Annotated in this window: 11 protein-coding genes and 1 pseudogene; 4 read left to right on the forward strand and 8 right to left on the reverse strand. The window is 72.8% G+C overall.

Annotated features, from left to right (window positions below; genetic code table 11):
* Positions 1-181, reverse strand: a pseudogene (locus AOK00_RS26220) (alpha/beta fold hydrolase); the annotation flags it as partial.
* A gap of 599 nt (positions 182-780) precedes the next feature.
* Between AOK00_RS26220 and AOK00_RS26225 the strand changes: the two are divergent.
* The gene (locus AOK00_RS26225) at positions 781-1,548 is read left to right on the forward strand and encodes a hypothetical protein (RefSeq protein ID WP_055602725.1); all 768 of its coding nucleotides are present in this window, start codon (positions 781-783) and stop codon (positions 1,546-1,548) included.
* Between the two features lie 80 nt (positions 1,549-1,628).
* Here the strand turns inward: AOK00_RS26225 and AOK00_RS26230 are convergent, their stop codons facing one another.
* A complete protein-coding gene (locus AOK00_RS26230) occupies positions 1,629-2,318 on the reverse strand; it encodes a metal-dependent transcriptional regulator (protein WP_055602726.1) in 690 nt (229 codons plus the stop codon).
* Positions 2,319-2,514: 196 nt separating this feature from the next.
* Here AOK00_RS26230 and AOK00_RS26235 point away from each other — a divergent pair, with 196 nt between their 5' ends.
* A complete protein-coding gene (locus AOK00_RS26235) occupies positions 2,515-3,282 on the forward strand; it encodes an SIS domain-containing protein (protein ID WP_055602727.1) in 768 nt (255 codons plus the stop codon).
* An 83-nt stretch (positions 3,283-3,365) separates the two neighbouring features.
* On the opposite strand, the gene AOK00_RS26240 is transcribed toward AOK00_RS26235, so the two are convergent.
* Both AOK00_RS26240 and pdxH read right to left on the reverse strand, forming a co-directional pair.
* Positions 3,366-4,700 carry a PAS domain-containing protein gene (locus tag AOK00_RS26240; RefSeq protein ID WP_055602728.1) on the reverse strand — a complete coding sequence of 445 codons (1,335 nt, stop codon included), beginning with the start codon at positions 4,698-4,700 and terminating at the stop codon, positions 3,366-3,368.
* A 148-nt stretch (positions 4,701-4,848) separates the two neighbouring features.
* Entirely contained in the window at positions 4,849-5,550 is a 702-nt protein-coding gene (pdxH, locus tag AOK00_RS26245; RefSeq protein ID WP_216822272.1) for a pyridoxamine 5'-phosphate oxidase, read from the reverse strand.
* 236 nt (positions 5,551-5,786) lie between these two features.
* Between pdxH and AOK00_RS26250 the strand changes: the two genes are divergently transcribed.
* On the forward strand, positions 5,787-6,887 hold the full coding sequence (locus AOK00_RS26250) for a citrate synthase 2 (protein WP_055602729.1): 1,101 nt from the start codon (positions 5,787-5,789) through the stop codon (positions 6,885-6,887).
* Between the two features lie 136 nt (positions 6,888-7,023).
* Here AOK00_RS26250 and AOK00_RS26255 read toward each other — a convergent pair whose 3' ends face one another.
* Complete coding sequence (locus tag AOK00_RS26255; RefSeq protein WP_055602730.1) at positions 7,024-8,067, reverse strand: isopenicillin N synthase family dioxygenase; 1,044 nt, start codon at positions 8,065-8,067, stop codon at positions 7,024-7,026.
* A 368-nt stretch (positions 8,068-8,435) separates the two neighbouring features.
* Between AOK00_RS26255 and AOK00_RS26260 the strand changes: the two genes are divergently transcribed.
* Positions 8,436-9,488: a M4 family metallopeptidase gene (locus tag AOK00_RS26260; protein WP_055602731.1), complete on the forward strand. Its 1,053-nt coding sequence runs from the start codon at positions 8,436-8,438 to the stop codon at positions 9,486-9,488.
* A 107-nt stretch (positions 9,489-9,595) separates the two neighbouring features.
* On the opposite strand, the gene AOK00_RS26265 is transcribed toward AOK00_RS26260, so the two are convergent.
* The 3 genes from AOK00_RS26265 to AOK00_RS26275 all read right to left on the reverse strand — a co-directional run.
* Positions 9,596-10,174: a TetR/AcrR family transcriptional regulator gene (locus AOK00_RS26265; protein WP_055602732.1), complete on the reverse strand. Its 579-nt coding sequence runs from the start codon at positions 10,172-10,174 to the stop codon at positions 9,596-9,598.
* Positions 10,162-10,890, reverse strand: coding sequence for an enoyl-CoA hydratase family protein (locus tag AOK00_RS26270; protein WP_055602733.1), 729 nt, complete (start codon positions 10,888-10,890; stop codon positions 10,162-10,164). Before AOK00_RS26270 ends, AOK00_RS26265 begins: the two co-directional genes overlap by 13 nt.
* Positions 10,887-12,456, reverse strand: a 1,570-nt coding sequence (locus tag AOK00_RS26275; protein ID WP_055602734.1) for an AMP-binding protein, incomplete at its 5' end; no start/stop codon positions are given. The genes AOK00_RS26275 and AOK00_RS26270, both read right to left, overlap by 4 nt.

The raw sequence follows: 12,456 nt of genomic DNA on the forward strand, positions 1-12,456 counted from the left end.
CGCCGGGGCGGGTCGCCGCTTCCGCGAGGCGGCCGATCGCCGGGGACCAGTGGGCCGCGTGGCCCATCAGACCGTGGAGGAGTAAGACGCCGGGGCCGGCCTGCGGGACGGTCCCGGGCGTGAAGTCCCAGGCCGCCAGCCGTACGCCGTCGGCCCCGGTGACGTCGAGTCGTCGCGCCATCCCTGGCACCCCCTCTTCTTGCCGTCGAACCACGCCAGACTATCGAACTCGCATTCGAAAATGCGCTCCTGCCGCGCAACACCCCTCGTTCGAGTGACAGGCCTCAAGGATTGACGGCCGCTGCCGAGGGGAGATCTTGAACGGGAGGCGGACCGCTCGGGGAAAACGGTCCGAGGGGATTGACCTTGAGAGCTCGGGGCTCCAGGTCAGCACAGGGGAGGACAGGCCCCGGCGCCGCGAGGCGCCGGGGCCCTCTGCCGTCCCGGCGGTGCGGGAGCCTGTTCCCGTACGCGGCAGGCGCGAGCCCGCCGCCGCGCAGGGCGAGCCCGCCACCGCCCGGTGCGCGCGGACCACCGGGACGGGCGGCATCCGACGTACGGCTTCCGCATGCTGCACGGCCCCCACCCCTCCCCGGTCTCGCACCGCTCCACCCCTCGTATCGCACCACTTCGCCCCAGCGTGGCACGACGAGGGCGCGGGCGTAGCCATTCCGGCGTAAACCGGGGCGCACGACGGTCGTCGACCACCCTTCGGGGCAAGATCCGCCTCCACGACCCTTCGCGTACAACCAATGCCCCCCGCCACGAGTCAAGTTGGTCATGCTCAGTTCACAGGTCCTCACGAAGGGGGACACCGACGCGATCCTCGACCCCGACCTGCTCACCATCAGGCGGGACCGGCTGATCACGCGCATCCCCCTGGCGGCCGTCCAGGAGATCCGCCCCCGCGGCGACAAAGCCCTGGATGTCGTCCTCACCGACCGGACGGTCCACCGGATCGAGGGCGGCAACGCATACGCCACCTCCGCGTTCCTGACCGCCCTCGACAACGCCCTGCCCGAGGAGAGGGACCCGGCCGGCAGCGCCCTGGTCACCACCGAGGACGGCGGGTTCACCCTCAAGATGTGGCAGGTGTGGACGGGCGGCGCGGCCGTCCTCGCCGCCTACGTCGGCTACGTCTGGTGGACCACCTCGGCCCATGGCGGCGACATGGGCATGGCGGCCTTCGCCGGACTGCTCGCGCTGCTCGTCGGCCTGCTCTCCACCTTCGCCGTCCTCTCGAACCTGCACGACAAGGTGGTCCTCGCCCGGCGCGGCATCACCGTCGTGGCCAAGCGGGCCTACCACCCGAACGGGAAGAAGGCCCGCCACTACACCTTCACCGACACCAGCGGCAACGAGTACACCCAGGACGCCCCCAACCGCGTCACGGAGAACATCCACGTCGTCTACGACCCGGAGAAGCCGGCCCTCCACGCCGCCCGCGAGACGGTCTTCATGATCGCGCTGAAGCACACCTCCGGCGGCGCCCTCGCGCTCGGGATCCTGTTCCTCGGCCTGTGGGGCGTCCTCGCCCCCTACATCTGACCGGGGAAAGCGGAAAGGGGCGCCCCACCGGTCTTCTCCGACCGGCGGGGCACCCCCTCACTCGTACGAAAGCCGCAACCTCAGCGCTTCGCCACGAACACGTGGGCCGCGACCTCCGCGTCCAGTTCGGCCGCCTCGCCGCTGCTGCCGACGAGGATGCCGCCCGCGGACTCCGTCACCGACACCACGGAGCCGGGCTGCACACCCGCCCGCCGCAGGGTGTACATCAGCTGGGCGTCCGTCTGGATCGGCTCGCCGATCCGGCGGACGACCACCGTCTTGCCCTCGCTCGCGTCCAGCTCGGCGAGCGACACCATCGAGTCGTCGAGGAAGGCCTCGGCCTCCGCCTTCTCGCCGAGCTCCTCAAGACCGGGGATCGGGTTCCCGTACGGCGACTCCGTCGGGTGCCGCAGCAGCTCCAGGACCCGCCGCTCCACGGCCTCGCTCATCACGTGCTCCCAGCGGCAGGCCTCGGCGTGCACCTGCTCCCACTCCAGGCCGATCACGTCGACGAGCAGACACTCCGCGAGGCGGTGCTTGCGCATGACGCGGGTGGCGAGGCGGCGGCCCTCGTCGGTCAGCTCCAGGTGCCGGTCGCTGGCGACGGCCACCAGTCCGTCGCGCTCCATCCGGGCCACCGTCTGGCTCACCGTTGGGCCGCTCTGGTCGAGCCGCTCGGCGATCCGGGCACGCATGGGGACCACACCTTCCTCCTCAAGCTCGAGGATGGTGCGGAGATACATCTCCGTTGTGTCGATCAGTCCGGACATACGTGCCCCTCGATGAGTCGTGCGCTGGCCCTGCACCAATTCTGACGCATCGCGCCGACAACCGGGCCTCACCGGCCCAAGGCGGTATTGACAGAGCAATGGTTTAGACCGCACCGTGATCGGCGACCGGGGCAGGACCAGGGCACGACCACGACATGACGCGACGACGCGACGGCGACGAGAAGGAGCTTCTGGAATGGGCGACAGCGCGGGCGAGAGCAAGCTGGCCGGACAGTTCTTCGACGCCGCGATCGGCCTGCTCCAGCAGGTGCGCGACGGCGACTCGGCCGAGATCGCCGCGGCCGGCGCCGCGATCGCCGAGGCCGTCGCCAACGGCAACCGGCTCTTCGCCTTCGGCGCCGGCCACTCCTCGCTCGCCGCCCAGGACGTCGTCTACCGGGCCGGCGGCCTCGCCCTCATGAACCTGCTCGTCGTCCCCGGTGTCGTCGGCGTCGACGTCATGCCGGCCACCCTCGGCTCCGCCCTCGAACGCGTCGACGGCCTCGCCGGGGCGGTCCTGGACTCCTCCCCCGCCACCGCCGGCGACGTCCTGATCATCATCTCCCTCTCCGGGCGCAACGCCCTGCCCGTCGAGATGGCCATGAACGCCCGCGCGCTCGGCCTCACCGTCATCGGCGTGACCTCGGTGGCATACGCGACGGAGACCAGGTCCCGGCACGTCTCGGGGACCTACCTCAAGGACCACTGCGACATCGTCCTCGACTCCCGGATCGCCGTCGGCGACGCCGAGCTCACCCACGAGGGCATCGAGGCCCCCTTCGCACCCGCCTCCACCGTCGTCACCAGCGCCCTCATGCAGGCCACCCTGGCCGCCGCCGCCGAGGACCTGGTCCGCCGCGGCATCGAGCCGCCGCTGCTGCGCTCCGGGAACGTCGACGGCGGCCACGAGTGGAACGGCCGCGTGATGACGGAGTACGGCGACCGGATCTTCTACCGGCACTAGGCCCTGTCGTCGAACTCCCGTCGTCGCCCGAAGGGCGGCCGCGTGCATGGCGTCGCGGGGCAGACGGGAGTCCGACGACAGGCCTAGCCCGCGTCCGCCCGCTCCCCCAGGTCCAGCGCCGCCGCCACCCTCGACGCCACCGCCTCCGCGAAGACCACGTCCTCGCGCTCGAACGGCCGGCGGCACGCGGCCCGCAGGAACGTCACCACGCCCAGCGTGCGGCCCCGGGAGCGCAGGGTCACGCAGACCGCGTGGGCCGCGTCGGCGGGCCACTGGTGGGCCTCCGCCCACACCTCGGCCGTGCGGCCCGCGCTCGCGCGGACCGTGCCCACCCGGTCCCAGGCCTGCAGCGCCGGGTGCCTCGGGCCGTATCGCAGCGGGATGCCGCCGCCCACCACCGGCGAGGCCGGGCTGGGCGCGCCCGCCGGGGTCGCCAGGGCCCGGGTCAGACGCCGCTCGCCCGCGACCCGGTCGACCAGGGCGTGGTCCGCGAACCCGGCGAGCGCGAAGTCGAGCAGCACAGCCGCCGCCTCCGCCGGGTCCTCGCACTCCGCCGCCGCCGCGCCGGCCCGGTGCAGCTGGCTCCACCGGAACCGCAGCCGGTCGGCCTCGCGCGCCGCGAGCCGCTCCTCCGTCACGTCCTGGAACAGCCAGGCCACACCCAGCGGCACCGGCTCCTCCGCCATCGGCGAGGACAGCAGCAGGAAGCCGCTGCGCCAGCACCGGCGCCGCTCCCCGGCGGACGTCCGCAGCGTCACCCACACCTCGGCGGGCGCCTGTGGCGTGCCCTCCGCCAGGACGTGCTGGAGGGCGGCCTCCAGTTCCTCCGCGCCGTGCACGACGACATCGCCCAGCGGGCGTCCGAGCAGGGCCGTACGCCCGGTTCCGAAGGCACGGGCGGCGTGGCCGTTGACCATGGCGGGGCGCAGGTCGGCGTCCACGAGGACGACGCCCCAGGACGCGTCCTCGAACAGCGCCTCGCTGAGCGCCACCGACCGCTCCAGGTCGAGCTGGACGTGGACCTCGCTGAACGCGCAGTACACCCCCGCCGCGCTGCCGTCCGCCCCTCGTACGCCGGCGGCCTGGCTGCGTACGAGCACCCGGCCGCCGTCCTTGCGGAGCAGGGCCAGCTCGTGGACCTGCCGGCCGGGTCCCTTCATGGCCCCCATCAGCCGCCGCAGGGTCTCCTCCGCGTCCGCGCTGCGCGCCGCCCAGCCCTCGAACCCGCGCCGTCCGACCGCCTCTGCGGCGGACCAGCCGAGGATCCGCTCGGCCTCGCGGTTCCAGTGCGTGACCGTCCCGTCGGCGTCGAACGCGCAGAGCGCGGCGTCCATCCCGTCGAGCAGCGCGGCCAGCAGATCGGCCCCCGCTCCGGGAACGGAAGCGGTCGCGCTCGCGGACCCCGTGAAAGCACTCATCCCGGCACCCCCCATGCTGCGGCCATTCAACTGGAACGTGACGCAGCGCACATCACCTTCACCGAAATCGTTGCATCGCGGAAACGCATGGCGACACGTGGGGGGCGCGCGGGTGCGTGAGCGGGTAGGCCGGCGGCATGTGCGCCGGTCAGGGCGCCAGGCGCTCCACCCGCCACGTCTCGCCCACCGAGCCCACCGAGCCCACCGTTCCGTCCGAGCCCTCCGCGCCGTGCGGGGCGCCCGCGCCGTGCGGGCCGCCCTCGCGGACGTACCGCAGCCGGTCGTGGAGCCGGTTCTCGTGCCCCTGCCAGAACTCGACCGCGTCCGGCACGACCCGGATGCCGCCCCACTCGGGCGGGACCGGCACCTGCGTGTCGCCGGGGTAGCGCGCGGCGAGCTCCTCGTACCGGGCGAGGAGTTCCGCGCGGGACGCGATCACCGAGGACTGCCGGCTCGCCCAGGCGCCCAGCTGGGAGCCGTGCGGACGGGTGCGGAAGTAGGCGACCGTCTCGTCGCGGCCGATGCGCTCGGCGCGGCCCGTGACGATGACCTGGCGGGCCAGCGGGTGCCAGGGGAAGAGCAGCGAGGCGTACGGGTTGGCCGCCAGCTCCGCGCCCTTGCGGGAGTCGTAGTTGGTGAAGAAGACGAAACCTGCCTGGTCGTAGTGCTTCAGGAGCACCGTGCGCGAGGACGGGCGGCCGTCGGGGGTGGCCGTGGAGACGATCATCGCGTTCGGCTCGTGGATCGCCGGATTCGCGACGGTCTCCTTGAACCAGCGGGCGAACTGCGAGATCGGTTCGGGCGCGAGGTCGGCGGCCGACAGCTCGGTGGTGCGGTACTGCTCGCGCATGTCCGCGGGATCCAGGGCGTCGTTCACAGGATCGGTCACGGGGCCATCCTGCCGCAGCGCCTCAGTTTGCCCGGCACCGCGTGCCGCCAATCCTGACTCGCCGAATCGGCGGAGTGTGCCGGATGTCACGCTTCCCCGCATCATCGGAACCGTACAGACTCTTGGGCTGGACGACTGTTGAATCCCCACCATCGACCACCATTCGGTTGATCGATCATCGATAGAGGAGCCGCCTGATGTCCGACTTCGTACCCGGGCTCGAGGGAGTCGTCGCGTTCGAGACGGAGATCGCCGAACCCGACAAGGAAGGCGGCGCCCTCCGGTACCGCGGCGTCGACATCGAGGACCTCGTCGGCCACGTCTCGTTCGGCAACGTCTGGGGCCTGCTCGTCGACGGCGCCTTCAACCCCGGCCTGCCGGCCGCCGAGCCGTTCCCCATCCCCGTGCACTCCGGCGACATCCGCGTCGACGTGCAGTCCGCCCTCGCGATGCTCGCGCCCGTGTGGGGCCTCAAACCGCTCCTCGACATCTCCGCCGAGCAGGCCCGCGACGACCTCGCCCGCGCCGCCGTCATGGCGCTCTCGTACGTCGCCCAGTCCGCCCGCGGCCAGGGCCTCCCCATGGTCCCGCAGAGCGAGATCGACAAGGCCGATTCCGTCGTCGAGCGCTTCATGATCCGCTGGCGCGGCGAGCCCGACCCGAAGCACGTCAAGGCCGTCGACGCCTACTGGACCTCCGCCGCCGAGCACGGCATGAACGCCTCCACGTTCACCGCGCGCGTCATCGCCTCCACCGGCGCCGACGTGGCCGCCTCGCTCTCCGGCGCCGTCGGCGCCATGTCGGGCCCGCTGCACGGCGGCGCGCCCTCCCGCGTCCTCGGCATGATCGAGGAGATCGAGCGGACCGGCGACGCCACCGCGTACGTGAAGCAGGCCCTCGACAAGGGCGAGCGCCTGATGGGCTTCGGCCACCGCGTCTACCGCGCCGAGGACCCCCGCGCGCGCGTGCTGCGCCGGACGGCGAAGGAGCTGGACGCCCCGCGCTACGAGGTGGCCGCCGCCCTGGAGAAGGCCGCTCTGGACGAGCTGCACAACCGCCGTCCCGACCGCGTCCTGGCGACGAACGTCGAGTTCTGGGCGGCCATCGTCCTGGACTTCGCCGAGGTCCCGGCGCACATGTTCACGTCGATGTTCACGTGCGCGCGCACGGCCGGCTGGTCGGCGCACATCCTGGAGCAGAAGCGCACGGGCCGGCTCGTGCGTCCGTCGGCCCGCTACACGGGTCCGGGGCAGCGGAACCCGCGCGAGATCGAGGGGTACGCGGACATCGCGGGCTGAGCACCCGAGCCCCGTCCGTCCGGCGACGGCCCGACCCGCACAGTCAGGGCCGTCGCAGCGGACGTCGTAGGAGACGTCACATGACACGTCGCCGGGTACGACAGGACGTCGTACCCGGCGAGGGCGACAGGTCCGGCTAGGACGACAGGGCCGGCTGCGCCTCCGGGTGCAGCAGCAGGTCCGCGTGGTGGCGGGCCGTCGTCAGCGGGTGGGCCCGCAGTTTGCCCTTCAGCTCGTTGCGGCCGTACTCGGCGAACAGCGGGTTCGACGGGTCGGCCGTGACGCCGGGCGCGGTCTCCGCGTACGGGAAGGCCAGCGGGGTGATCCGGGCGTCGAGCCGCGGGTTGTAGAAGAACGGCACCGAGTAGCGCTCGGTGGCCCCGGGCGGCGAGACGACTCGGTGGTTGGTGGCGATCAGATAGCCGTTGGTCGCCACTTCGAGGAGCTCGCCGAGGTTCACGACGAACGCGCCCGGCAGCGGCGGCACGTCGTGGAAGTTCCCGTCCTCGCGCTGGACCTGGAGCCCGCCCACGTGGTCCTGGAGGAGCAGGGTGAGGAAGCCGTAGTCCTTGTGCGCGCCGACGCCCTGGTCGTCGCCCTCGCCGCTGCTGCCCGGGTAGCGCACCAGCTTGAGGTGCGGGTGGGCACGCGGCCCGAAGATGTCGTCGTAGAAGTCCTCGGGCGCGCCGATCGAGGCGAGCAGCTCGTGCAGCAGCCGCTCGGCGACCCCGCTGAGCCGCTCGATCCAGTGCAGGGCCGCGGTCCGCAGCTCGGGGAGGGCCTCGGGCCACTGGTTGGGGCCCTCGAGCCACCAGTACGGGGCTTCCCAGGGCGCGGGGGTCCGCGCGGGGCGCTCGGCGCCTATGTCGAGCTGGTCGCGCCAGTCGCGCGCGCCGGCGGTGCGCTCGTCGCCGATGCGGGTGTAGCCGCGGAAGTGCGGCGAGTTGATGTTGTCGAGGGCGAGCCGCTCGGCCTCGGGCAGGGCGAAGAAGGCGTGCATCGCGGAGGTCAGGGCCCGCGTCTCGGCCTCGGTCACCCCGTGCCCGATCAACTGGAAGAAACCGACGTCGTGCGCGGCCGAGTGGAGCTGGGCGTGGAGCAGCTTCCGGGCCTGGGGGTCACGGTCTGCGGCGGAGAGGTCGACGATGGGGAGCTGCGAGGGGTACGAGCTGCGAGTCATGGGTGCGTCCGCGGGGTCTACGGGTGCCCGGGGCGGCCGCCGAGGGTGGGGCGGGGGCCACGGGTGCCGGTCGGCTTGGGCTCTGAACGAGGGACCCGGTGGGGGCGCTGGTGGTGCCCCTTGGGGTCAGGCGGAGCGGCGACAGCTCATGGACGTGACGCGGAGGAAGTCCACGTGGCGACGGCGTACGAGCGTAGGCATGCGACCAGAGTACTGCGGCGGGGGTGGATCGACTGTGGCCTGCGTCACGCCCCGACTCCCCGGACCCAGGGGTGTTCAAAGGGGCGGCGGTACGCGAAGATCGCCGCCACATGTGTCGAGCGCATGCCAATCATCTCGTCGCAGCACCCCGTCGCAGGAGGACGTCCATGAGTCGCCGCACACCCCGCGGGCTGATCGCCACGGCCACCGCCACCGTGGCCGTCGCCACCGCCGCCCTGCTCCCCTCGGCCGGCGCCTCCGCCGCCCCGCTGCCCGCCCCCTCGCTTCCCCAGGCCCGCGTCTTCATGGTGAACCCGGTCCAGGCCACCGGCGACCAGTCGCTCACCGACCACAAGGACGCGGCGAGCGACGTACCGGCTTCCGCGTACGCCACCGCCACGCTGCGGAACCTCGACGCGAGCGGTGCCCTGTCGGGGAAGTGGGTCGACGTCCGCTCCGAGACCGGCAAGCCCGCCACCGTCGCGGGCGCCGCCGCGTACAACCGCTCCGACGACCAGTTCGAGCAGGTCATGGCGTACTTCTGGGTCAACGAGGCACAGGAGTACCTGCAGGGGCTCGGCTTCGGCACCGAACTGCCCGGGGCCAACGACCGGACGCAGCCGGTCCGGCTCAACCAGTGGGGCGCCGACAACTCCTTCTTCACCGACAGGAAGGCCGAGATCCGATTCGGCAAGGGCGGAGTGGACGATGCCGAGGACGCCGAGGTGATCGTGCACGAATACGGTCACGCCGTGCACCACGCCCAGGTACCCGGCTTCGGCACCTCCCCCGAGGCCGGATCCATCGGCGAGGCCTTCGGCGACTACCTGGCGGTGGCCGTCGGCACGCACGCCGTCGAGAAGTACGGATGGGCGATGAAGGCGGACGCCGCCTGCGTCGCCGACTGGGACGCCACCGGCTACAGCGAGGCGCCGCACTGCCTCCGCCGGATCGACGGCACCAAGACGTACGCGGACCGGGAGGGCGAGGTCCACGCCGACGGCGAGATCTGGTCCCGGGCGCTCTTCGACATCCGCAACTCCCTCGGTGCCAGGACGGCCGACCGGATCATCGTGAACGCCCAGTTCGGCTTCGCGCCCGACACCAGCTTCCGGGACGCGGCCCTGACGACGGTCGCGACGGCGCAGAAGATGTACGGCACGTCGGCGGCGAACGCCGTACGGGCGGCGTTCCAGGCACGGGAGATCCCGGGGCTGTAGTCCCCGCCGGACGAGCGCCTGGCGGGGGGCAGCCCTGCCAGGGGGCGCAGCCCCCGCCAGGCCGGAGCCACGCGGGTGCAGTCCTGCCCGACACCGCTGGACAGTGCTTAGGCGAGCGCCTCGTCCAGCAGCAGCGCCCATTGGGCGACCACGCGTTCGCGGCGGGCGCGGTCGTCCGTGAGGAGGGTCGCGAGGCCGAGGCCGCGGGCCATGTCCAGGAGGCCCTGGACGGTCTCGCGGACGCCGGGGCGGGACTCGTCGGCGCCCAGCACCTCGACGGCGATGCGGTGGGACTCGCGGCCGACGCGGGCCTCCAGTTCGGTCACGCGCGCGCGGAGCTGGTCCTCGCCGGAGGCGGCGACCCACAGGTGGAGGGCGGCCCGGAAGAGAGGCCCGGTGAAGAGGTCGACGAGCGCGGCGACGGCCTCGTGGCGGTCACGGGACGGGAGGGTCCGCAGCGCCTGGGAGCGCTCCTCGGCGACGTACTCGACGGCGGCCGTGAACAGGTCCTCGCGGGTCGGGAAGTGATGCTGGGCGGCGCCCCGGGAGACGCCGGCCCGTTCCGCGACGACGGCGACCGTGGAGCCCGCCCAGCCGTGTTCGGCCAGGCAGGACACGGCCGCCTCCAGGAGCCGCTGCCGGGTGGCGCGGCTCCTGTCCTGCTTGGGTGCGGTCACAGCCGCCATGCGGGGTCCCGTCGTTCGAGGAAGGCCGTCATCCCCTCGCGCGCCTCGGCGGAGGCGAAGAGCGTGGCCGACCTCTGCACCAGGTCCTCCGCGTCACGTTCGAAGGTCTCCAGGACTCTAGCGGTGACCAGCCGCTTCGCCTCCCGCAGGCCCTGCGGGGAGGCGGCACGGAGGGAGTCGAGGAGGCCGGGCAGGGCGTCGTCCCGGTCCGTCACGAGCCCCATGGCGATCGCCTCCGGCACCCCGAACCGCTCGCCCGTCAGGTAGTGGCGGGCCGCCGCACGGGGCTCCAGCTTCGGGAGGAGGGTGAGGGAGACGACGGCCGGGGCGACCCCGATCCGTACCTCCGTGAGCGCGAAGTCGGCCCCCTCCCCCGCCACGACGATGTCGGCGGCACCGAGCAGGCCGAGGCCGCCGGCGCGGGTGCGGCCGCCCGCTGTGACGTGGGCGACGACCGGTTTCGGCAGTTCGACGATCTGCCGGAGCAGGTCCACGAAGGCGTACGGGCTCGGCGGCGCCTTGAGGTCGGCGCCCGCGCTGAACGTGGTGCCGCTGTGGGTGAGCACCACCGCCCGGACCGCGGGGTCCTTGCCGCAGACGGTCAGCGCGTCGGCGAGCTCGGTGACGAGCGCCGCGGAGAGCGCGTTGCGGGTGGCCGGGGAGTCGAGGGCGAGGGTGGTGATCCCCCGCTCCTCGGTGACGACGACCAGGGTCATGTACGGTCCCTCAACTCTCGGTCTCGGAGCTCTCGGTCACGGAGGTCACGGGCCTCCCGGTCCCGGTCCCGGAGCTCTCGTCGGAGGATCTTCCCGGACGCCGCCCGGGGCACCGCCTCGATGAACTCGACGTCGCGGACCTTCTTGTACGGGGAGACCCGGGCGGCGACGTGCGCCATGACGTCCTCGGCGGTGAGGCCGGGCGCGGCCGCCTGGCGTACGACGTAGGCCTTGGGGATCTCGGTGCCGTCCGCGTCCGTGACGCCGACGACGGCGGCGTCGGCGACGCCCTCGTGGGTGAGGAGCAGCGCCTCGAGTTCGGCGGGAGCGACCTGGAAGCCCTTGTACTTGATGAGTTCCTTGACGCGGTCGACGACGTGGAGCCAGCCCTCGTCGTCGACCCGGCCGATGTCGCCGGTGTGCACCCAGCCGTCGGCGTCGATCATGGCGGCGGTGGCGTCGGGCCGCCCGAGGTAGCCCTTCATGACCTGCGGTCCCCGGATGGCGATCTCGCCCTCCTCGCCGGGCGCCGCGTCCTTCGACGGGTCGTCGAGGGACAGGATCCGCATCTCGGTGGAGGGCAGCAGCTTGCCGACGGTGCCGGGCGGAGGGTCCTGGGCGGCGAGCGGGACGACGTGGGTGCCCGGGGACAGTTCCGTCATGCCGTAGGCCTGGAGGACCGGCGGCAGCCCGAGCCGCGTCGAACAGGCCTGGGCGAGGGCCGCGTCGAGGGGCGCGGCGGCGCTGACGATGTACTCCAGGGAGGACAGGTCGTAGTCGGCGACGGCCGGGTGCTTGGCGAGGGCGAGCACGATCGGCGGGGCGACGTAGAGGCCGTTGATGCGGTGCTTCTGGATGGCGCCGAGGAAGGTGTCGAGCTCGAAGCGGGGCAGGACGACGACGGTGGCGCCCTGGCGGAGGGGCGCGTTCATGAGGGCGGTGAGCCCGTAGATGTGGAAGAAGGGGAGGATCGCGAGGATCCGGTCGCCCGGCCCCATCGGGACGAGCGGCGCCAGTTGGGCGAGGTTCGTCGCGATCGAGGTGTGGGTGAGCATCACGCCCTTGGGGACGCCGGTGGTGCCGGAGGAGTACGGGAGCGCGGCGATGTCCTCGTCGGGGTCGACGTCGAGCTCGGGCACGGGGCCGGTGGAGCCGAGGAAGGCCTGGAGGGACCGGACGCCGTCCGGCGCTTCGTCGCAGACGAAGATCTCCCGCACCCCGCCCGCGAGTTCGGCCGCCGCGCGGGCGGAGGCGAGCAGCGGGGAGACGGTGACGATCCAGCGGGCGGCGGAGTCGCGGAGCTGCTTGGCGAACTCCTCGGGGGTGGCCAGCGGATGGACGGTGGTGACGGAGGCACCCGCGCGCGTGGCGGCGTAGAAGGCGACGGGGAAGAGCACGGTGTTGGGGCTGTGCAGCGCGAGCACGTCCCCCTTCCGTACCCCGGCCTCCGCGAGTCCGGCGGCGACCCGCCGATGGAAGGCGTCGACCTGTCCGTACGTGAGGGTGAACTCCCCGGCCCCGTCGATCAGTGCGGGGGTGTCGCCCCGCTCGGCCGCGCGGCCGAGC

The sequence above is a fragment of the Streptomyces aureus genome, assembly GCF_001418135.1.
Lineage (GTDB): Bacteria > Actinomycetota > Actinomycetes > Streptomycetales > Streptomycetaceae > Streptomyces > Streptomyces aureus_A.